The sequence below is a fragment of the Enterococcus mediterraneensis genome, from assembly GCF_900604485.1.
GTDB classification, from domain to species: domain Bacteria; phylum Bacillota; class Bacilli; order Lactobacillales; family Enterococcaceae; genus Enterococcus_C; species Enterococcus_C mediterraneensis.
Genome location: NZ_UWOP01000001.1, coordinates 1,549,397 through 1,571,292 on the forward strand (window position 1 = coordinate 1,549,397; position 21,896 = coordinate 1,571,292).

Sequence of the window (21,896 nt, forward strand, 5' to 3'; positions counted from 1 at the left end):
AAATGGATAATGTAAAAACAATGATCGATGAAAACTGGACCGCTTTTTTAGCTGATCTGCAAAAGGTGATGCGCGTTCCGAGCGTCAAAGGCAAGTCGGCAGAAAAAGCTCCTTATGGAATTAATCCCAGACAAGTATTGACTTTGGTGATGGAATTAGGGGAAAGCTATGGATTTAGCACAAAAGTCATTAATGATGCAATTGGCTATATTCAATGGGGAACGGATCCTGATTATATCGGAATCTTAGGACATTTAGATGTGGTTCCGGCTGGAGAAGGATGGGATTATCCGCCTTTTGATTTGACCGAGTCTGATGGAATATTATATGGTCGCGGCATTCTAGATAATAAAGGACCTATTATGAGCTGTTTATATAGTCTGAAATTATTAAAAGACAGTGGTTTTCAGCCGTCAAAAACGATTCGAATCATTTTTGGAACCGATGAAGAAAGCGGTATGTCAGATGTTTCTCACTATTTACAGGCAGAAGAGCCGCCTATATTTGGCTTTACACCTGATTGCAAATATCCGGTCGTTTATGGCGAACGCGGAATTGTAAATATCAATATCATAACAACCTTTGAACCAGAAGAGCTGGCTAGCATGGGAGAAATCAGGGGCGATCAGGCACGCGATCATGTGCCTGATAATTTATCCGTTTTGATCCAAAGCTCTCCTATAAGGGTGACTGGAAAACGTGCTCCTAGCAATGCACCGGAAATGGGAGAAAATGCCATTACTCTGTTGGCAAAAAAAATAAAAGACGATCTTCGTTTGTCCAGCAGTGTGCGAAGTTATTTTGACTGGCTGTTTACAAGCTTTCATGGAAAGCATTTTGGTGAAGGGATCGATCTGGCGTTACAGGACAAAGATTCCGGCAGATTGATTTTGACACCGGTTGTGTTTTCAAAACAGAAGGACCATTTACAATTAGAGATTGCTTTCCGTTATCCAGTCTCGTTTCAAGAAGAAGATATCGTAGCGGGAATAAAGGCTGCTATTCCTGAGCATTCACAGATAGAAGTCGTCCGCAGTATCCCGGGGATAAATCTGGACAAGGAGCGTCCGGAAATCAAGTCATTAAGTGCCGTTTATCAAAAAATCACAGGAAACGACGGAACACCGGTCACAACGACCGGCGCTACCTATGCCCGAAAATTGCCGAATATTGTTGCGTTTGGTCCTTCTTTTCCAGGACAAAAAGGGATCGCCCACAATAAAAATGAATGGATGTCGGTATCTGACTTAAAAATGAACATGGAAATTTATCTTGAAAGTATCATCGCATTGCTTAGTTAAAACAGCGTTCCTGAATTTTTTTCAGGAATGCTGTTTTTTAGTATAGACATTATAGTATATACTATGTACAATACTACTGAAAGCGCTATATGCGAATAAGGAGGAAAAAATTATATGTGGGGAATCATTGCAACTTGGCGCATGGCTCATGAAGGAATACTTGCCGCCAAAGAATTATTAGTAAAGGAACGATCTGCAGGAGATGCTGTTGAAACAGCAATCAAATGTGTAGAAGATTACCCATATTACAAATCAGTTGGATATGGTGGTCTGCCTAATGAAGAGGGTGTTCTTGAAATGGATGCCGCATTTATGGACGGCGACACTTTTGCAATCGGTGCAGTGGCGGGAATCGTCGACATCAAGAATCCCATTTCGGTTGCTCGAAAACTGAGCAAAGAAAAATTCAACAGTTTCCGAGTCGGCGCAGGCGCAACACGTTATGCGCAAGCAGAAGGTTTTGAACAAAAGGAAATGTTGACAGAACGTGCCAAAAAAATCTGGGAAAAACGTGTGGAAGAAGTGGCGAAACATCAGCTTGATCCTTACGATGGTCACGATACAGTAGGTGTTGTGGCATTAGATGAGCTATCTAGTATGGCGGCTGGGACTTCCAGCTCTGGCTTATTTATGAAAAAAAGCGGCCGTGTCGGTGACTCACCACTTTCCGGATCGGGATTTTACGTAGACAGCGAAATCGGCGGAGCGGCTGCTACAGGATTAGGCGAAGATTTGATGAAAGGCTGTCTTTCATATGAGATCGTTCGCCTGATGGGATCAGGGTATTCTCCACAAGATGCATGCGATCAGGCCGTCTATGGTTTCAGCGAAAAGCTGAAAAAACGCTATGGCAAAGCAGGCGCTTTTTCTTTGATCGCAATGAATAAGGAAGGGCAATGGGGCGTTGCCACGAATGTCGAATTTACATTCAGTGTCGCAACAAAGGAAACGGAACCAACGATTTTCATTGCTCATCCAGGAGAAAATCAAACAACGGTAATCGAACCAATCACTCAAGAATGGCTGGATGCGTATGAAAAACGGATCAAAGCACCGATTTAAAAAAAGAATAGGAGGAAGAAAATGAGTACGAAAAAGATTTATTTATTTTGTGAAGCAGGTATGTCGACCAGCATGATGGTCAATAAGATGATGGGAGTAGTCAAAGAGCATAATATGCCATTAGAAATAACTGCTTACCCTGCCATCAGAGCAGAGGATATAGTGGCACAAGAAAAGCCTATTGCTATTTTGTTGGGACCGCAAGTACGTTTTCTATTAGATAAAGTAAAGAAACAGTTTGAACCACAAGGAATTCCAGTTGGAACGATTTCTCCAGAGATTTATGGAATGATGGATGGAGAAAAAGCATTGAAAGAGGCGCTGAAATTAATTAAAAATAAAAAGTAAGTTAAGGAGGAACTCTGATGCAAGTATTTCTTAATTGGTTAGAAAGAGTTTTGACACCATTAGCGAAAGTGATTGGTGAGAACAAGTATCTTGTAGCAATTAGAGATGGTTTTTTACTATCGACACCTTTGTTAATTGTAGGTTCTCTTTTCTTAGTCATTACAAATTTTCCGATTCCCCAGTGGAATGATTGGATGAGTGCTATTCTAGGAGACAACTGGGCGAGTATGTTGTCTGTTCCGGCAAGTGCTAGTTTTGATGTAATGACAATTTTAGCTGTGGCGGGTATTGCTTACAGCTTAGGAAAACAGTTTCACGTTGATGCTATGCAAGCAGCAATTATTTCTCTTGTATCATTCTTTATTGTGACACCTTATACAACACTGTTCACCCCTGAAGGAAGCCAAGAAATTTATGAAGTTAGCAGCTTGCCTTTACGATGGATGGGATCTAGCGGTTTATTTTTAGGGATGGTCGTAGCGTTGATTTCGACTCGTTTATTTGTTGCTATTTTACGTAAAGGTTGGACGATAAAGATGCCGGAGGGGGTTCCACCGACTGTAGTCAAATCTTTTGAAGCACTGATTCCAAGCTTTATCGTTGTTTGCTTGATGTGCGTATTGAACTGGTTAGCACACTTGACTCCGCTGAATAATTTACAAGAGATTTTATTTAAGTTCTTACAAACACCTTTGCTGAGTCTCGGTAATACTTTGGGAGCGATGATCATTGCATATCTCTTCTTACATTTTTTCTGGTTTTTTGGTATTAATGGTTCAAGTGTTGTAGGAGCGGTATTTAATCCAGTTTTACGGGCACTTTCAGTAGAAAATTTAGATGCTTTTAAATCAGGAAATGATATTCCAAATATTATCACTGGACAATTCCAAGATATGTTTGCCACGTTTGGTGGAGGCGGTTCCACGTTATCATTGATTATCGTTATGGTCATTTTTTGTAAAAGTCAACGGATCAAAAAATTATCTCAGCTTTCATTAGTTCCTGGTATCTTCGGCATCAATGAACCAATTATTTTTGGATTGCCTATTGTCTTAAATCCGATTATACTTGTTCCATTTGTTTTAGTTCCAACGATCAATATTATTATTTCTTATTTTGCCATGAGTTGGGGGTTAGTGAATTACACCAATGGAATTCAGTTGCCATGGACTACACCGCCGATTATTTCGGGATTATTAGTTAGTGGTTGGCAAGCAGCAGTACTTCAGGCAATTCTGATTCCTTTAGGGATGCTGATTTACTATCCATTTATAAAGGTTATGGATGATCAATATATCAAAGAAGAGAAAGAAGCTTCGGAAAAAGTTGAAGAAGAAATTAATTTTGATGACTTCAACTTTGATGAATTATAGAGGAAATATAATGAAAAAAATTGTGCTGATTTTGAATCATGTTCAAGCGGGATTTGGAAGTGACGAAAATTCAACTATGCCGCCTGGTGGGAAGAATGCCATTATAGGTCCTGGTCAGATATTAAATCCTCTATTTAAAGAGCATGATGCAGAAATAGTTGCCACATTATATTGTGGTGATCAATACTATTTGGAAAATTCCCAAGAGGTAAATAAAAAGTTTATCGGTTTCGTAAAGAAAAATGGAATAGATGCTGTTTTATGTGGTCCTGCGATGCATTATCCAAAATTTGGTGAGATGGCAGCAAGATTAGCCGCTGCTTTTCAAAAGTATGATGTACCTGCTGTAGCCGCCATGTCTATTGAAAATCCGGCAGTGGCACAATTTCGTGATCAAATTTGCATAGTCGAGATGCCTAAAAAAGGCGGGATCGGTTTGAATGATTCTTTTAAGCACATGGCTTTGATTACAGCTAAAAAAGCACACAATCAAAGTATCGATGAATTTAAAAAATATGTGTTTTAAAATTTTGAAAACTGTTCATTTCCAAATGAACAGTTTTTATTTTTGTCATCTCAATGTATACTAGAACTATCTTTTTAAGGCTGGTGTACAATGAAAGAACGTTCTAGAAAAAATCAAATCTTGCAGTTTTTACCGATCGTCGGCTTGCTGTTTTTCTTTGGTCTGGCGATTTATGGCAAGTATATAGGAATCTTTAGCTCCACGCATTCACTGCAAGTCTTTATTCGCCAGTTTGGTAGTTGCGCAGTATTGGTTTTTATTCTTTTGCAAGTGATCCAAGTTATCGTGCCGATTTTGCCGGGAGGAATCTCAACAGTCGCTGGATTAGTGCTGTTTGGTCCCTTCCTAGGTATCCTATATAGCTACATTGGGTTAGTTATCGGTGCCATCATCGGTTTTTTACTGATTCGAAAATATGGGGTCGGGCTAGCCAAACTATTCCTATCTCCTAAGAAATTTCAGCAATTTCAAAGCATAGTGGAAAATAATCAAAAAACCATCAAGCGTTTCTTGATCATCACGCTCCTTATTCCGTTTGCCCCTGATGACCTAATTTGTTTGGCTGCAGGATTAACGACGATTTCATTTAAAGATTATTTGAAGATCCTCTTGTTTTTCAAACCATGGTCGATTGCGATCTACGGATTGTTGATGCTGTATTTGTTTAACAAAGTCGAAGCATTTTTGTGATCGTTGTATAGTTTCAGACAGATTTTTTGCCAAAAAATCATTGTTGGCTATACTTAAAAGAAAAGGCAAGGGGGAGTATTATGATCGAAAGACATTTAGATTTAGACGCAGATAAAGAAGGAATGTACAGTACAACTCATAAAGGCAATCATGTACGTATCGGGCACGGGGATGTTGATATTGCACCAAGCGAATTACTAGCGACTGCGATTTCAGGATGCAGTTATGGTGTATTGCGGACGATTTTAGACAATCGACAAATCACTTATGATGATATCCATGTTGACGTTGACTGGTTGATGGAAGATAAAAAACCAAATATCGTCACTGAAGTCAGTGTTCATTTTAAAATCAAAAATCCATCTGCGGATATCGAAGTTCTAGGTCGTGCATTGAACCAAACGATTAAAAACTGCACGATTATCCAATCCGTAAAATCAGCGATCAAGATCGATGAAAAACTGACCGTTATCTAAACTGACTTGCTACTGCTTATTACACAATATCCATCTTTACATACTGACTGGCTTTAATGATTAAAGAGAAGATGCTGGTTGGAACATCTGCTTCGCAAAGAAAAATTTATTGGCATATCATTCGGAAATATGGTAGAGTAAGTGTCATGCGATGAGCCGAAAAGGCTAGACTTGTTCTAGTCCTTTCAACCAACGGCACATGAGCTTGCTCACCTGCCGGATTTGCAGGGTGTCGGAACAGACTTTTGTGGAGAAGGGCTGTTCTGCCAGAGATGGTATTGGACTGAAGCAACGGAATATATTCCGTTGCTTTTTTTATTTCAAAAAATTTTGATTTTTATGTTTCACGAGACAGAAAGTATCCATTTAGATAAAAAAATTCATTTTAAGATCATTGATTTGTTTTTGCAAACTGATTTTGTAAATGGTATTCTGTCCATAATGAATGATGAGAAAGGTGACAGTATGAAAAGAAATCGTGTCCTCTATTTAGAAGTAGCAGAAAAATTAAAAGCAGATATATTTTCTGGAAAATACCCTGTGGGAACGATGTTGCCGACTGAAACAGAATTAGAGCAGATTTTTGACGTTAGCAAGATCACTGTGCGTAAAGCAATCGAGTTATTGGCTGCAGACGAGTATGTTGAAAAGAAGAGCGGAAAAGGTACAACCGTTTTAAGTGATCGACCATACAATAAATTATCTAAAGCGGCGAGTTTTACACAAATATTAGAAAAGTCCCATCTTACCGTACAAAAAAAGTTACTGGCTCTTGATAAAATGATGCCTGACAGAAATTCTCTATTATTTGGATTGTTTGGAAAAGAATGTATCCACTTTCAGCGGATGTACCTTTTAGAAAACCAACCTTATATTCTTTTTGATCATTATTTGCCTGCTGAATTTTCAGACGTTGACGAAATAGTGTTTGATAAAGAGTCTTTATATCGAATTATTCATCAAAAGGGATTTGAGATCCAATCGTTCTCAGATGATTTTGCTGCTGTTCATTTGGATACAGCGCAGCAAGATTTATTGCAAACGAAAGAAACGATCGCGATGCAGCGCATACGCAAGTCGATTGACAGAAGCGGGAAAGTCGTGGAGTACTCTGAAGCGATTTATAACACTGCCCAACATCCTTACCATATTGAATATGAAGTGTGATCATTCTATGAAAAAGATGACCACACTTTTTCGAAAAGCGTTTACATTATAATGTTATTATGTTACTATGCAGGTGTAAACATTATAATATTATAAGCGGAGGCGGAAATATGGACAAATTTGTAGGGGTCATTGAGCAGAAGATCATGCCTGTTGCAAATAAAATCGGAACACAGCGACACATGACAGCAATCAGAAAAGGGATCATTGCGACAATGCCTTTGACGATCGTGGGGTCATTCTTCACCATTTTACTAAACTTTCCAATTGAATCAGTAGCAGCAGTAATCGAACCTTATCGCGAAGTATTAGATATTCCATTTCGTTATACAGTAGGTATTTTGGCATTATACGCGACATTCGGTATTGCTTCATCTTTAGCAAAAAGTTACAGATTGGACTCATTAACTGCAGGTATTTTAGCACTTATGTCATTTTTAGTTACAGCTGCACCACCTTTAAGAGTATTAGAAAATGTTGATAATGTTATTGATGCAGGATGTTACATGAATATTGCAAATTTAGGATCGGGATCTTTATTTGGTTCTATTGTGACTGCCATTATATCTGTTGAGATTTATCGCTTTTTTATTGAGAAAAAAATAACAATAAAAATGCCTGATGGTGTGCCGCCTGAAGTAAGCAACTCATTTCTAGCATTGATTCCCGGTGCTGTGATTTTGATTTTCTTCTGGGCGATCCGTCATCTTCTGGGATTTGATATCAATGGCTTTTTGAGTAATCTGTTGATGCCGTTGAAGGATGTTTTGGCCGGCAATAGTTTATTCGGTGGTCTGTTAACTGTATTTTTGATTTGTTTCTTCTGGGTATTAGGGATTCACGGACCTGCGATCATGGGACCTGTGATTCGTCCATTCTGGGATATTTCCATTGCGGAAAATATGGATGCTTTTCAAGCCGGAACTAGCGCGCATAATCTACCTAATATCTTCACTGAACAATTTTTACAATGGTTTGTTTGGATCGGCGGCGCTGGTACAACACTTGCATTAGTCGTCTTGTTCATGTTTTCAAAATCGAAATATTTAAAGAGTTTAGGTCGGCTATCTATTTTGCCAGGATTGTTCAATATCAATGAACCAGTCATTTTTGGGGCACCGATCGTTATGAATCCTGTTTTAGGTATCCCATTTATCGTTGCACCGTTGATTACAACGACACTTTCTTATTTCTTGACGATTTCCGGCGTCGTGCCAATGATGGCGGCAAGACTTGGTTTTGCAATGCCGGCACCGATCGCAGCATGGATGAGTACAAATTGGAGTGTAGCTGCAGGTATTCTTGTCATTGTCAATTTCTTGATCACTTTGGGAATCTACTATCCATTCTTCAAAGTATTTGAAAAACAACAACTTGCTCGCGAAGCTGCTGAGCGTGAAGCAGAAGCAGCAGCTGCTTCAGAGAAAATCTCTGTCGTTCAAAACTAAGTAAAAGGAGGGAGGATAGTCGTTGTACTATCCTCTTTGGTGATACTATGACATTCGTTTATTTACTGCTTCTCTTTTTTGGAAGCCACATTTATTTAGAGAAAAAAGGATTGCCGCAGTTCATTGATAATAGTAAATTGCGGTACGTGCTTGTTGGTTCGATCGGTGTGATCATCCTATCGATCGTTCTTGGAACAGTATTGTGGATCGGCGCATTTTGTGCAATGACAGCTACGGTTTTATCAAGTTCGATCATTGCCTATAAATTCCGATCAAAATTCGAAAAGATGGAACGAGGGAAAAGTGTATGAAAAGAAATCTAGGTGTTTCTGTGTACCCAGACCACAGTGATATGGAGAAAGACAAAGCCTATTTGTCCCTAGCAAAAAAATATGGTTTCAGCCGAATCTTCATGAGTATGCTGGAAGTAACAGATGGCAAAGAAGCAGTGAAAAAAAAGTTTAAGGAACTGATTTTTTTCGCTAAGGATCTTGGTTATAAGACGATTTTAGATGTGGCACCAAATATTTTTTCAGAGTTGGGGATTTCTTATGATGATCTAACTTTCTTTCATGAACTGGGAGCAGACGGGATTCGTTTGGATCTTGGCTTTGATGGCAATAAAGAAGCCATGCTGACCTATAACCCTTATGGCTTGGCGGTAGAATTAAACATGAGTAACGATGTTGCTTATTTGGATAATATTTTGACTTATCAAGCCAATACGCCATTTCTTTACGGGTGTCATAACTTTTATCCGCAAGAAGGAACAGCACTGCCATATGGATTTTTTGAAAAATGCAGTCAGCGTTTTAAAAAGCAAGGAATACGAACAGCAGCGTTTATTACTTCCCAATCTGGAAAAATCGGTCCTTGGGATATCAACGATGGGTTGCCAACTTTGGAAATGCACCGACATTTGCCAGTGGAAGCTGCGGCAAAACATTTATTTGCTACAAATTTGATTGACGACGTAATTATTGGAAACGCTTATGCTTCTGAAGAAGAATTGAAAGCATTAGGAACGATAGATCGTTATCAAACCGAATTTACCATTGAATTTGTTGAAGAAGCAAACTCTGTCGAAAAAGCCATCGTTTTGAATGAACAACATTTTCGCAGAGGTGATATTACGGATCAGGTGATTCGTTCAACAGAGGTCCGTAAAAAATATAAAAATCAAGAAAATGCCCCACATGATAATGAGAAGGAATTTCAAGTAGGAGATGTGGTAATCGGAAACGATCAGTTCGGCAAATACAAAAATGAACTGCAAATCGTACTTGTTCCTCATCGTGATCCTCGGAAAAACAAGGTCGGACAAATTACAAAAAATGAATTGATTTTGCTACCTTTTATCCACCCATGGACAAAATTTAAATTTACAGAGAAGTAGGAATGAATATGTTAGACTTAATTATACGTAATGCTAAAGAATTGAATCAGGAACCTGTGGAAATCGGTATTTTAGATGGAAAAATCCAGCAGATTTCTTCAAAAATCTCTGAAGAAGCAAAAGAGGAAGTTACGCTTTCTGACACGCAGTACCTCTCCGCCGGCTGGATCGACGATCACGTCCATTGCTATGAAAAGATGAACCTGTATTATGATTATCCAGATAAGATCGGTGTGTCTAAAGGTGTGACCACAGTGATCGATGCCGGAACGACAGGGGCGGAAAATATCGGTGATTTTTATCACATCACTCGGGATAAGAAGACCAATGTCTTTGCGCTATTGAATATCTCTAAATGGGGGATCGTGGAGCAAGATGAACTGGCTGATTTGACGAAAATCAAGGAAGAAAAAGTAGCACAAGCACTAAGAGATTATCCAGATTTCATCGTAGGGATCAAAGCTCGGATGAGCAAATCTGTTGTTGGGGAAAATGGGATCACACCGTTAGAACTGGCGAAAAAGATCCAATCGGACAACGAACACCTGCCACTGATGGTGCATATCGGCTCTGCACCACCAGAATTGTCTGAAGTACTGGCAAAAATGGAGGCAGGAGATGTCTTGACTCATTGTTTCAATGGTAAAGAAAACGGCATTTTGGATCACGAAACAGATAAGATCAAAGAGGTTGCTTGGGACGCTTATCGCAAAGGGGTAGTCTTCGATATCGGTCATGGAACCGACAGCTTCAATTTTCACGTAGCAGAAACAGCCTTAAAAGAAGGAATGAAAGCCCGTTCCATCAGTACAGATATCTACGTGCGCAATCGCAACAATGGACCTGTATTCGATCTGGCCACTACGATGGAAAAATTGCATGTAGTTGGCTACTCTTGGGAAGAGATTCTCACAAAAGTTACCGCAACACCTGCTGAAAACTTTCATTTAACGACAAAGGGGCAGCTTCAACCAGGATTTGATGCTGATATCACCATCTTCGAATTGGTGGATGAGGATAAAGAACTGACAGATTCGAATGGCTTTACCCGTGTGACTCATCAACAAATCAAACCGATCAAAACGATTATTGGAGGCGTCATTTATGACAATTAGTTATGAAAAATTCGGCTTGAAGGAAGTCATCAATGCTTCCGGACGAATGACGATCTTAGGCGTTTCAAAAGTTTCGGAAAATGTGTTGGCAGCGCAACGTTTTGGCGGTGAACATTTTTTTGAAATGAGCGAATTGGCGATCAAAACCGGTGCTTATTTAGCTGAACTGCTCCATGTAGAAGATACGCAGATCGTTTCTTCTGCATCAGCTGGGATCGCTCAGTCTGTGGCGGCATTGATCGGACAAGGAGATCTGTATCATTTGTACCATCCTTACGCATCAAGATTTCAAAAACGAGAAATCGTTTTGCCTAAAGGACACAATGTCGATTATGGAACTCCCGTTGAGGTCATGGTGAACCTTGGAGGCGGGCAAGTGGTGGAAGCCGGCTACGCCAATATGTGCGGGCCAGAGCATCTTGAACAAGTGATCACGGAACAGACCGCGGCTATTTTATATATCAAGAGCCATCACACTGTTCAAAAAAGCATGCTGACGGTAGCGGAAGCCGCAGAAGTTGCCAAGAAACATCAATTACCGTTGATCGTAGATGCGGCAGCGGAAGAAGATCTGTTCCGTTACATCGAAGCCGGAGCGGATCTGGTGATTTATTCCGGTGCCAAAGCGATCGAAGGGCCAAGTGCTGGTCTGGTCATCGGGAAAAAAGAATACGTCGAATGGGTCCGTCTTCAAAGCAAAGGGATCGGTCGGGCGATGAAGATCGGCAAAGATAACATCCTTGGATTTACACAAGCGGTGGAGGACTATTTGCATCATGGGAGTGAAGACGGCGACTCTATGAAAGCACGTTTGGCACCTTTTGTGACGGCTTTAAATGAGATCTCAGGAATCACTGCCGCTATCGTCCAAGATGGAGCAGGCCGGGATATCTACCGTGCCAGTGTCAAAGTGACAGGAACCAAAACAGCAAAGGAAGTCATTAACGAGTTGAAGGCTGAAGATCCAGCGATCTATACACGGGAATATCAAGCAAACAACGGAATCATCGAATTCGATATCCGTTCTGTCAATCAGGAAGAAATGGAAAAAATCACGAAACGATTACAAGAAATCATGTAGAGGAGTAGAAAAAATGACATTGACACCTAATTATTTAGAAGATCGGATTTGCTTGAATGTTTTAGCAAATTCTGTAGAAAATGCGAAAGCATGTTACGAAGCGGCAGAAGGACATGTCGTATTGGGGGTATTGTCCAAAAACTATGACAGCGACGAAGCAGCGATCGAAGACATGAAAAAATATCAGGAGGCAACCAATAACGCATTATCGGTAGGGTTAGGAGCAGGTGATCCTAATCAAAGCCAAATGGTTTCCCGGATCTCAGGTGTCTTGCAACCGCAACATGTGAATCAAGTCTTTACCGGTGTAGGAACTTCCCGAGCATTATTAGGACAAAACGAAACCATCATCAACGGGTTGGTCTCACCAACAGGCAAAGTCGGCTATGTCAATATCGCTACAGGACCGTTGAGCTCTGATGCACCAGAAGCCGTAGTGCCTATCGAAACAGCGATCAAATTGTTAAAAGACATGGGAGGCAGCTCTATCAAATATTTCCCAATGAAAGGCTTGGCTCATAAAGAAGAATACCAAGCAGTAGCTGAGGCTTGCGGGAAATATGATTTTTATTTGGAACCAACTGGCGGGATCGATTTATCCAACTTTGAAGAAATCGTACAAATCGCTGTAGATGCCGGCGTGAAAAAAATCATTCCTCATGTATACAGCTCGATCATCGATAAAGAGACAGGAGACACGAAAGTCGAAGACGTCAAAGCGTTACTGGATATGATGAAAAATACCTTGAAATAAAAAGGAGAGCTTATGAAGATTGGGGCATTTGGCGAAGTTATGCTGCGACTAACGACGCCAGAACATTTATTATTGGAACAAACCCATCATTTGCGAATGGATTTTACCGGAACAGGGGTCAACTTAGTAGCAAATCTTGCTTGTTTTGGCTTATCCAGCGCTCTTTTGACAGCGTTGCCGGATAATCGTTTAGGAGACGCCGCTCAAGCCAATTTAAAGAGTCTCGGGATTGATACGCAGTTTGTGGTACGGCAGCATCAGCACATGGGATCATATTTTGCAGAGATGGGATTTGGTCCGCGTCCGACGCAAGTGACTTATCAAAACCGCGTCAACAGCTCTTTTGGTCTGTCGAAGGCGGCAGATTATGACTTTGCGGCTTTTGCTGCAGCAACGGATCTGATCCACATTTGCGGGATCTCACTCAGTTTGACGGAAAAAACGGCTGAAGCAGCACTTCAGCTGGCAAAAACAGTTCATGAGCAAGGGAAAAAAGTCTGCTTTGATTTCAATTTCCGTCCCAGCTTGAATCAGGAAGAAGGCAAAAAAGAACAGATGAAAACTCGCTATGAAGCGATTCTGCCTTACTGTTCCATCGTCTTCGGTTCGATTCGTGATCTGACGGATCTGCTGCAAAGAGCGGATCGTCAAATGCTAAAGACACCGCAAGATGAGGTCAGTGTCATCCAAGCATTTATGAAAGAGTACGGCATCGAATGGTTCGCTGGGACTACTCGTCTGGTAAACGAACAGAAACAGATCAGCGGCTATTTGGTGGCCTCTGATGCGGCTTTTCAAACAGACCCTCAGCCTTTGACGGTGTTGGATCGAATCGGTGCCGGTGATGCGTATGCAGCAGGAGTCTTGCTGGGGTATGCGGAAAACTGGTCGATCGAACGAACTGCAAACTTTGCGCTGGCGAATTCTCTATTGGCCCACACTATCCAAGGGGATGTACCGCTGACCACCCGTCAACAAGTAGAGCGATTGTTGACAGATCCTCATACGGATTTGATTCGCTGAAAAAGAATCAACAAATAAAAATGCTCCGACAAATTCTGCCTGATAAAGACAGAGTTTGTCGGAGCGTTTTTTGGCTTGATGACGTTTTTTAAACCACAGCTTTTGGCAGACGAATCTGGAAGACGACTCCTCGCGGCTGCCAGTCATGAACGGTGATCTTGCCTTTATGTTCTGTTACGATCTGTTTGGCGATTGCCAGACCTAAACCGTAACCGCCAGTCTCTTTGGAACGAGAGCGGTCTTCGCGATAGAATCGCTCGAAGATCTGCTTCTTATCGCTGTCGCTGATGGAAGGCCCGGTGTTTTTGACTTCGATCAGCCAAGCATCGTTGATGATCTCAGAGTGCAGTAAGATCGTATCTTTTTTGTCGGTATATTTCAGTGCGTTATCTAAAAGGATGACCAAGACCTGATGCAATTTTTTTTCGTCAGCTGAAACAGTTCGATCCGCCAGATTTTCCAAAACAAATTGTTTCTCTTCCATTTCTGCGATTTCCTGGAACGGTTTGACCAATTGCTGGATGAAGTCATTTGGTGTGATCTCGTTTTTTTCGATGATCAGCTGATTGGAATCACTGCGGGCGATGGTCAGCAGATCACTGGTAAGACCCGTTAGTCGGCGGGTTTCATTCAACGCCTGGGCGATCGTTTCCGATTCTTCTAAAATCGTGCGGTCCGGTCGCGTAAAAAGCCGCTGCAAGCTGTTTTGGATGATCGTCAACGGGGTACGCAGTTCATGAGACGCATTTTCCACAAATTCCTGTTGTTTTTGCCAAGCTGCCCAGATCGGCCGCATATTCATTTTTGAAATATAGTAGCTCAGTGCGATGGACAGCAGCCAGAAAATCACCATACAGATCACCAAAATCGAACGGAAGGTAGCCATAGAAGAGGCGATCTGGTCGGTATTCGCTAAAATCTGGATATAAGCGATCTGACTGTCAGCAACATTGGCTTTGATAGTGATGGATCGAAAATTGATTGCGGTGTTATCCTGATCGCCTTTGATCGCTACCGGGGTGATTTTTTGCAGATTATTTGTATCAAGTGTAAGAGTCTGCAGCTCATTGAAACGTCCGCCTAATGCATCTTTATTCAATATCTCGCCGTCTTGTGACCACAAAACGATCTGGGTATTGAAACGATTGCCAAGCTGTTTAGCAGAGGGTGAGTTAGTATCAGGCTGTTTTAAAAAGGGATCATTTTGCTGGAAACGAGCGATTTCCATTTGTAAAAGGTGCTGATCCTGTGTCATTTCCGTCAAAGAAAGATCGGTCTGTCGATACGCCGACTGGTTCAATAGTTGCAAAATGATAAAACCTAATAATAGAAACACGATCGCAAAGGCACTGACATTGATCCCGAAAAAATACCAGCGCTGTTTTTTTGACAGTTCTTGATTCATACCTGCTCCTGTTCTTGCAAAATGTAGCCGACATTTCGCAATGTTTTGAAAGCCTGATCCATGCCGCTGGGTTTCAAATGTTTCCGCAGATGGCTCATATAGACTTCAACGACTGTGATAGTAGTTTCGGAATCAAAACCCCAGATACGATCGAAAATCTGTTCTTTTGTCAGAATGACGCCTTTGTTTTGGATAAAATACAGCAGCAATTCAAATTCTTTTCCTTGGATCGGCAAACTCTCTCCTTGATAGAGAACTTGATTATTGGCAAGGTTGCAGGAAATCGTTCCAAAGTTCACGGAATTTTCATCGTATAAGCCCAAGGAACGTTTCAAAAGCGCTTTGACCCGCAAAATCAATTCTTCTCGATAAAAAGGTTTCGTCAAATAGTCATCGGCACCTTTTTCAAAGCCCTCGATCTTATCTTCTAAACTGTCTTTGGCAGTTAAAATCAAAACCGGTGTCATGATTTTCTTCTGTCGTAATTCTGCCAGTAGTTGATAGCCGTTTTTCTCCGGCAGCATCAAATCTAAAAGTATCAAATCATAAATACCGCTTTCTGCTTCAAATAACCCTTCTGCACCATCATAGACCTGAACCACCTCGCCCAAGTCGGAAATGATTTCTTTGATATTGTCTGAGAGGATCTGTTCGTCCTCTACAACTAAAAATTTGATCATGGTCTTCACCTCTCGCTTATCATACCATTTATACCATAAACAAAGCTTAAAGATGCAGTCGAAAATTATCACCTGTTTTAAGGTTTGCTTAAGGCTGGCTGTTTAAGCTTTCAGCAAATGAGGAGGGACCATCATGAATTTTTTTAAACGGGCAATGCAAAGCCTTTGGGCAAAAAAAGGTCGCAGTTTGCTGTTGATCGCAGTTTTTGCCGCTATTTTAGTTTTTGTCTTAGCGGGTTTGACGATCCGCAGCGCGGCAGAGACATCTGTCGAAAATGCCAAGAAAAGTGTAGGCGCAACGGTGACACTTTCCGCGAATCGACAAGCGATGTTCAATAAAAAGACAGAAAGTGATTCTGAGCAAACAAGCAGCTCTGAAGAAACTCGACCGGATCCCGGCAGTTTTTCTCTGACACCGGTCAATTTAACGGATGCTGAAAAAATCGCCGCATTAGCTGGCGTAAAGTCGTATTCTTTTGAAACCAGCGCTTCGGCGGATCAAAGTACTGGTGCAGAACCAATCTCCAGCGAAGATACCAGCTCTGAATCAGAGGAAACAGAAGGAATGGGCGGACCTGGCGGCAAGATGCAAATGCAAAGCCAAGGGGATTTCCAAATCAAAGGTGTGTCCAATAGTGAAGATTACAGTGATTTTTCTTCTGGTACGGCAAAACTGATCGACGGGACAGCCATTACAACAGAAGATGAAGGATCTGCCAATGTATTGATCGAAAAAGCGTTGGCTGAAGCAAATGAATTAGCAGTAGGTGATACTTTCAAAATCAAAAACAGCGATGACGAAGATGTCGAAGTGACGATCAAAGGGATTTATGAAACCAGCGAGACTGGCGACAGCATGGGAATGCGATTTAATTTTATGAACCCTGCCAATACGATCATCGCTTCTTATACCTTTGCTAACAGTTTGAATGGCGACGATTCTGCCGATACGATCGATTCAGCTGTATATACATTAGAAGATCCGAAAGATATGGAGGACTTTGTTGCAAAAGCTGAAAAACTGATCGATAAAGAAACATTCAGTCTGCAAACCAATGATCAAATGTATCAGCAAATGCTGCAGCCATTGAACAATGTCGCAAGTTTTGCGAAAAATATCGTGCTGCTGGTAGCGGCGGCCGGTGTGATCATCTTGACATTGATCGTTATGATGTCGATCCGCGAACGAAAATATGAGATCGGCGTGTTGCTTTCATTAGGTGAAGCAAGAGCAAAAGTTATCGGACAATTTTTCGTAGAAATCGTCGTCTGCATGATCATCGCGTTAGGGATCGCTGGGGTCAGCGGCAATCTGGTGGGCAATGCAGTGGGCAATCAGCTATTGTCTCAACAAAGTACGTCTGCTCAAACAGCAGAGGGACAAAATGGACCAGGAGGCCAAGGAATGCCAGGTGCTCAAGGTGAACGGGGTCAAGGCAGGGTTGGCAAGATGGCGAATTTGACTGCCAGTCAAGAAGTGAAGGACTTGAACATTTCCGTTAAACCAATGGAGATCGTCAGTCTTGCCGGTATCGGTCTAGGCATCAGCATGTTTTCAATCTTACTTTCATCAGCTGGCATCTTACGGCTGAATCCGAAAAAAATATTGATTTCTTAGGAGGGATTTTCATGACATTAACAACGGAAAAACTAGGCTATTGGTACGAAACTGATCGACCACTTTTTGAAGATGTTTCATTGACATTTGAAGCGGGGAAAATGTATGGGATCTTAGGTTCCAGCGGTTCAGGCAAAACAACCTTTCTTTCGCTGATCGCCGGTCTTGATACACCTAAAGCTGGAACCATCACGTTCCAAGAGCGTTCCTTGAAACAGATCGGATTGCAAAATTATCGGCGACAAGACGTATCCATCGTTTTTCAAGCCTATAATCTGCTGCCGTACTTATCGGCAGTGGACAATGTAGTGACGGCGATGGAGATCGCCGGTTCAAAACAGCCAGACAAAAAAGCTTATGCTTTAGAGAATTTGGCAAAGGTGGGGATCACATCAGAAATGGCGCATAAAAAAGTGACATTTCTTTCCGGCGGTCAGCAGCAGCGGGTAGCTATCGTGCGGGCGTTGTGCTGTGAGCATGAGCTGATCGTCGCCGATGAGCCTACCGGAAATCTTGATGAAGCCACTTCGCAAGAAATCGTGAAACTTTTTCAAGAAATCGCTCATCAGGAAAACCGCTGTGTCATTTTAGTTACTCATGAGCCGGCAGTCGGCAAAGTTTGCGATGTAGTCTATGAATTGAAAAATCAAGAATTCAGCGAGATCCTTTTATAGAAAAACACACTTCCTAGAAACGATGGATTTTTATCCTATGAAAAAATTGAAAAAATCCTGTTCTTCCGTCATACTGAAAAAGAACAGGAGGGGTGAAGATGCGTTTAGTGATCGATGGCGATGGTTCGCCGGTCAAAGAAGAAGTCATTTCATTAGGGAAAGAATTCCATTTACCAGTTGTCATTGTGACGAGCGTGGATCATTATACTCGAAAAGAATATCCGGCATTTGTCCAATTTATTTATGTGGATAAGGGAGCGGATCGTGCGGATTATCGTATTGTCAAAGAGATTCAGAAAGAAGATATCGTCATCACCCAAGATTATGGTCTGGCATCGTTGGTGTTAGGAAAAAAAGCCCGTGCCTTCCATCATAATGGGAAAGAATATCTGATAGAAACTATCGATGAATTGCTGATGCAACGCTATCTGGGGGCACAGATGCGTAAATCCGGTTCTCGTACGAAAGGACCAAAGCCCTTCACAGCAGAAGATCGTCAACATTTCAAACAAATTTTGCGGGAAGTTTTACAAAAAAGCAGTAGTCTCAGAAAATAGTATCTGAAACTACTGCTTTTTCATTTGCGAAAATACAGATAGATGGAACGGAGGAGGTGCAGGAGCAATACGACTGCTACAAAAATCAGTCCAGCGATTCCTAAATGGGTCACCCATTCTGGCTGGCGGGCAGTATTGATCAACAGCAGCGAGGAGCCGATGATCACTGAGGCCAGCAGCCAGCCGATCACTAAGCGAGTCACCATTTTTTCTACATATGCCAATAATTGAGGCTGATCGCTTACTGTCAATTGCACCCGACTATTGCCGCGAGTGAAGGTATCTAACGCGGATAAAAGCCGATGAGGCAGTTTAGGCAATGCTTTGCCGGCTTTTAAAAAATCTAACAGATAGCGGCCGGTGGTTTCCTGCAAATCGATACGGCGTAAAAAATATTTTTGGGCGAATGGTTGAATCACTTCCATCAAGGAAAGGTTGGGATCGAGTTCTTCCACCAAACCTTCTAATGTGCTGAAGGCTTTGATCAGCAAAGTGATTTCTTGATTTAATTGCAGATTATTGGTATGACAGATCCAGATCACGCGTCCCAGTACTTCTTGCAGATCCAGCTCTTTGATGGGCAAATCAGCGTAATTTTGCAAAAAATGATCCAACTCTTGATAAAAATTATCTTCGTTGAATGGCCCTTCTTGCTTACATAACCGTAAAACAGCTTTCCCTACTTCCTGTGAATCTTGCGTGTATAAAGCGATCAGCGCATCCGCTAAACGGGAACGCAGGTAGTCATTGAGATGTCCCATCATGCCAAAATCCAAATAAATCAGCCGATAGGGCGGCAGTTCTGGCACATCTTGCCATTTCAGGGTATAATCCACCCCGCCTAAAACGCCTACCCGCTTTTTGTTGATAAATGCTTGTGAGTTTTCTGTTTCATCTAAAAGATGAATAAATAAATTGCCGGGGTGAGGATCCGCATGGAAAAATCCGTCCTCAAAAATCTGTTTCATATAACTTTCTACTAGCAGACGGCCCACTTCATTTTTCAATTCTTGATTGGTGACGTTCGAATAAGCAGCTTTTTCAGGATCGGTCTTTAAAAAGTAACGGATACTTTGTCCGGCCATCCATTCCAAAACGATCACTTTTTGGGTACAGTACTCCGGATAGACTTTTGGGACTTGGACTTGTTTCCACCCGTTGTTTTTTTGATAAAACTCTTCTGCCTGCTGTTTTTCTTTCATGAAATCCGTCTCATCGTCTAGTGAGCGGCGGACCTCTTTTAATACGCTTTTGATATCTATCACGTTGCTTTCAGGAATCACCCGGATCAACGGCAGGGCTTTTTCAAACAATGCTAAGTCTGTATTGATGGCTGTGATGATCCCGGGATGCTGAACTTTGACGACAACAGTCTGTCCGCTTTTCAGCACGGCACGATGCGCTTGTCCGATGGAAGCCGAAGCAAAGGGGACTGGTTCAAAAGAAGAAAAAATATCTTCTAACGGTAATGACCATTCGTGTTCCAGTAATTTTTTTACTTCTGTAAAATCGTCACTGCGGATATTGTCTTGTAAAGATTGAAAGGTCTGCAAATATGCCGGGCTCAGCAGATCAGGGCGCACTGACAGCATTTGTCCGATCTTTATAAACGTAGGTCCCAATTCTTCAAAAGCGTGGCGGACTTCCTGTGGATTTTTTTGCTGACTGAGATTTTGCACCACACGATATTTCGTGAAGACTCGCAGGATTTCTTTTAGACGCTGACTTTTTGACGGAAACGGTTGGTTTTGAGAAGTCATCCCTTTCCTCCTAACATACCTTTTTAATTAATAGTACTGACAAAGCTGAAATTTTACAAATCCCGACTATTTAAACTGAAAAATTTAAAGCGCTTTTTTCAATTTAGTTGTTCGCTTTGTTTTTTTTATGCTAAAATGTGGAGGAATCAAATGAGAAATAACTCTGAATTACAGGAGGAAAGACGTTTGAAAATCGTTTTATTATATGGGGGCCGCAGTGCAGAACATGATGTGTCGATTTTATCAGCATATTCCGTTTTGAATGCGATCTACTATAACTATTATCAAGTACAATTGATTTTTATCGCAAAGGACGGTCGTTGGGTGCAAGGTCCGTTGTTGCGAGAAAAACCACAATCTGAGGATGTACTCCATCTAACATGGGCCGAAGATGGCGAAACAGAGGGAGACTTCACCGGCAAACTCATCCAGCCGGGTATCGAAAATGACGGGGATACGATCGTTTTCCCATTATTGCACGGACCAAACGGAGAAGATGGGACGATCCAAGGCTTTTTGGAAACGATCGATGTTCCTTATATCGGTACTGGTGTTTTGACCAGCGCTTCTGCTATGGACAAGATCATGACCAAATATATCTTACAGGCAGCCGGTATCCCGCAAGTACCGTTTGTACCTGTCTTGAAAAACCAATGGAAAGAAAATCCAAAACAAATCTTTGAACAATGTGAAGGAACACTTCTATACCCAATGTTCATCAAACCGGCGAATATGGGTTCAAGTGTCGGCATCTCAAAAGCAGAGAATCGCGAAGAGCTGCAAAACGCGTTACAAGAAGCTTATAAATACGATACACGCGCGATCGTTGAACAAGGGATCGATGCTCGCGAGATCGAAGTCGCGATCTTAGGAAACGAAGATGTACGCACGACCGTTCCCGGAGAAATCGTCAAAGATGTCGCATTTTATGACTATAATTCAAAATATATCGATAATAAGATCGAAATGCAGATCCCAGCCGAGATCCCTGAAGATGTTCAGCAAAAAGCGCAGGATTTCGCGAAGAAAGCTTATATTATCTTAGGTGGGACTGGGCTTAGTCGCTGCGACTTCTTCCTGACTAATAAAAATGAATTATTCTTGAATGAATTGAACACGATGCCTGGATTTACACAATTCAGTATGTATCCTTCTCTATGGGAAAAAATGGGTCTTAAATACGGAGACTTGATCGAAGAATTGATCCAACTTGGATTGAATCGTTATGGACAACGCCGCAGTTTCTTGGTGGATGTCTCCGAGTAAACAGCTCTGTGAGCAATGACATAAAAGGAACATGACATAAGTCAAAGCTAATCTAACTACCCAAACTAGAAATTCTGCGACAGTACGATCAACAATTGGTTGATCTGTAAAAACGCTGGATCTATAGCTGGGTATCTGTTAGTTTGAAAAAAACTTATGACATGGTTCCTTTATTT

At 41.5% G+C, this 21,896-nt stretch carries 22 protein-coding genes; 19 read left to right on the plus strand and 3 right to left on the minus strand.

The genetic code is table 11. The annotated features are described in order from the left end of the window. Window positions 1-2 precede the first annotated feature (2 nt). The 15 genes from EFB00_RS07615 (at window position 3) to EFB00_RS07685 (ending at window position 13,760) form a co-directional block, all read left to right on the plus strand. Window positions 3-1,301, plus strand: a complete 1,299-nt coding sequence (locus EFB00_RS07615) for a Sapep family Mn(2+)-dependent dipeptidase (protein ID WP_122646255.1) — start codon at window positions 3-5, stop codon at window positions 1,299-1,301. Window positions 1,302-1,415: 114 nt separating this feature from the next. Continuing rightward, window positions 1,416-2,363, plus strand: a complete 948-nt coding sequence (locus tag EFB00_RS07620; protein ID WP_122646256.1) for a glycosylasparaginase — start codon at window positions 1,416-1,418, stop codon at window positions 2,361-2,363. 21 nt (window positions 2,364-2,384) lie between these two features. Then, on the plus strand, window positions 2,385-2,711 hold the full coding sequence (locus tag EFB00_RS07625) for a PTS sugar transporter subunit IIB (RefSeq protein ID WP_122646257.1): 327 nt from the start codon (window positions 2,385-2,387) through the stop codon (window positions 2,709-2,711). 17 nt (window positions 2,712-2,728) lie between these two features. Next, a complete protein-coding gene (gene celB / locus EFB00_RS07630) occupies window positions 2,729-4,084 on the plus strand; it encodes a PTS cellobiose transporter subunit IIC (protein ID WP_122646258.1) in 1,356 nt (451 codons plus the stop codon). A 10-nt stretch (window positions 4,085-4,094) separates the two neighbouring features. Next, window positions 4,095-4,610: a GrdB-related putative oxidoreductase gene (locus EFB00_RS07635; RefSeq protein WP_122646259.1), complete on the plus strand. Its 516-nt coding sequence runs from the start codon at window positions 4,095-4,097 to the stop codon at window positions 4,608-4,610. 90 nt (window positions 4,611-4,700) lie between these two features. Beyond that, window positions 4,701-5,300, plus strand: coding sequence for a TVP38/TMEM64 family protein (locus EFB00_RS07640; protein WP_122646260.1), 600 nt, complete (start codon window positions 4,701-4,703; stop codon window positions 5,298-5,300). 80 nt (window positions 5,301-5,380) lie between these two features. Next, the gene (locus tag EFB00_RS07645) at window positions 5,381-5,776 is read left to right on the plus strand and encodes an OsmC family protein (RefSeq protein ID WP_122646261.1); all 396 of its coding nucleotides are present in this window, start codon (window positions 5,381-5,383) and stop codon (window positions 5,774-5,776) included. A gap of 465 nt (window positions 5,777-6,241) precedes the next feature. Next, window positions 6,242-6,943, plus strand: coding sequence for a GntR family transcriptional regulator (locus EFB00_RS07650; RefSeq protein ID WP_122647066.1), 702 nt, complete (start codon window positions 6,242-6,244; stop codon window positions 6,941-6,943). A 110-nt stretch (window positions 6,944-7,053) separates the two neighbouring features. After that, a complete protein-coding gene (locus EFB00_RS07655) occupies window positions 7,054-8,391 on the plus strand; it encodes a PTS sugar transporter subunit IIC (RefSeq protein ID WP_122646262.1) in 1,338 nt (445 codons plus the stop codon). A 47-nt stretch (window positions 8,392-8,438) separates the two neighbouring features. Then, window positions 8,439-8,702: a hypothetical protein gene (locus tag EFB00_RS07660; RefSeq protein WP_122646263.1), complete on the plus strand. Its 264-nt coding sequence runs from the start codon at window positions 8,439-8,441 to the stop codon at window positions 8,700-8,702. Beyond that, a complete protein-coding gene (locus tag EFB00_RS07665; RefSeq protein WP_122646264.1) occupies window positions 8,699-9,787 on the plus strand; it encodes a DUF871 domain-containing protein in 1,089 nt (362 codons plus the stop codon). Before EFB00_RS07660 ends, EFB00_RS07665 begins: the two co-directional genes overlap by 4 nt. Before the next feature lie 8 nt (window positions 9,788-9,795). Continuing rightward, window positions 9,796-10,902 carry an amidohydrolase/deacetylase family metallohydrolase gene (locus EFB00_RS07670; protein WP_122647067.1) on the plus strand — a complete coding sequence of 369 codons (1,107 nt, stop codon included), beginning with the start codon at window positions 9,796-9,798 and terminating at the stop codon, window positions 10,900-10,902. Continuing rightward, on the plus strand, window positions 10,892-11,983 hold the full coding sequence (locus EFB00_RS07675) for a DgaE family pyridoxal phosphate-dependent ammonia lyase (protein WP_122646265.1): 1,092 nt from the start codon (window positions 10,892-10,894) through the stop codon (window positions 11,981-11,983). Before EFB00_RS07670 ends, EFB00_RS07675 begins: the two co-directional genes overlap by 11 nt. Before the next feature lie 13 nt (window positions 11,984-11,996). After that, window positions 11,997-12,737, plus strand: coding sequence for a 2-dehydro-3-deoxy-phosphogluconate aldolase (dagF, locus tag EFB00_RS07680; protein ID WP_122646266.1), 741 nt, complete (start codon window positions 11,997-11,999; stop codon window positions 12,735-12,737). Window positions 12,738-12,749: 12 nt separating this feature from the next. Continuing rightward, complete coding sequence (locus EFB00_RS07685) at window positions 12,750-13,760, plus strand: sugar kinase (protein WP_122646267.1); 1,011 nt, start codon at window positions 12,750-12,752, stop codon at window positions 13,758-13,760. 88 nt (window positions 13,761-13,848) lie between these two features. Here the strand turns inward: EFB00_RS07685 and EFB00_RS07690 are convergent, their stop codons facing one another. Both EFB00_RS07690 and EFB00_RS07695 read right to left on the minus strand, forming a co-directional pair. After that, window positions 13,849-15,165 carry a sensor histidine kinase gene (locus EFB00_RS07690; RefSeq protein ID WP_122646268.1) on the minus strand — a complete coding sequence of 439 codons (1,317 nt, stop codon included), beginning with the start codon at window positions 15,163-15,165 and terminating at the stop codon, window positions 13,849-13,851. Continuing rightward, a complete protein-coding gene (locus tag EFB00_RS07695; protein WP_122646269.1) occupies window positions 15,162-15,845 on the minus strand; it encodes a response regulator transcription factor in 684 nt (227 codons plus the stop codon). The genes EFB00_RS07690 and EFB00_RS07695 overlap by 4 nt, the downstream gene beginning before the upstream one ends. 133 nt (window positions 15,846-15,978) lie before the next feature. Here EFB00_RS07695 and EFB00_RS07700 point away from each other — a divergent pair, with 133 nt between their 5' ends. The 3 genes from EFB00_RS07700 (at window position 15,979) to EFB00_RS07710 (ending at window position 18,694) form a co-directional block, all read left to right on the plus strand. Beyond that, window positions 15,979-17,463, plus strand: a complete 1,485-nt coding sequence (locus EFB00_RS07700; protein ID WP_122646270.1) for an ABC transporter permease — start codon at window positions 15,979-15,981, stop codon at window positions 17,461-17,463. 11 nt (window positions 17,464-17,474) lie between these two features. Beyond that, window positions 17,475-18,137, plus strand: a complete 663-nt coding sequence (locus EFB00_RS07705) for an ABC transporter ATP-binding protein (RefSeq protein WP_122646271.1) — start codon at window positions 17,475-17,477, stop codon at window positions 18,135-18,137. Window positions 18,138-18,235: 98 nt separating this feature from the next. Continuing rightward, window positions 18,236-18,694, plus strand: coding sequence for a YaiI/YqxD family protein (locus EFB00_RS07710; RefSeq protein ID WP_122646272.1), 459 nt, complete (start codon window positions 18,236-18,238; stop codon window positions 18,692-18,694). Window positions 18,695-18,714: 20 nt separating this feature from the next. Here the strand turns inward: EFB00_RS07710 and EFB00_RS07715 are convergent, their stop codons facing one another. Further along, entirely contained in the window at window positions 18,715-20,454 is a 1,740-nt protein-coding gene (locus EFB00_RS07715; protein ID WP_122646273.1) for an ABC1 kinase family protein, read from the minus strand. A 186-nt stretch (window positions 20,455-20,640) separates the two neighbouring features. On the opposite strand from EFB00_RS07715, the gene EFB00_RS07720 reads away from it, so the two are divergent. Then, complete coding sequence (locus EFB00_RS07720) at window positions 20,641-21,720, plus strand: D-alanine--D-alanine ligase (RefSeq protein WP_122646274.1); 1,080 nt, start codon at window positions 20,641-20,643, stop codon at window positions 21,718-21,720. Window positions 21,721-21,896 lie beyond the last annotated feature (176 nt).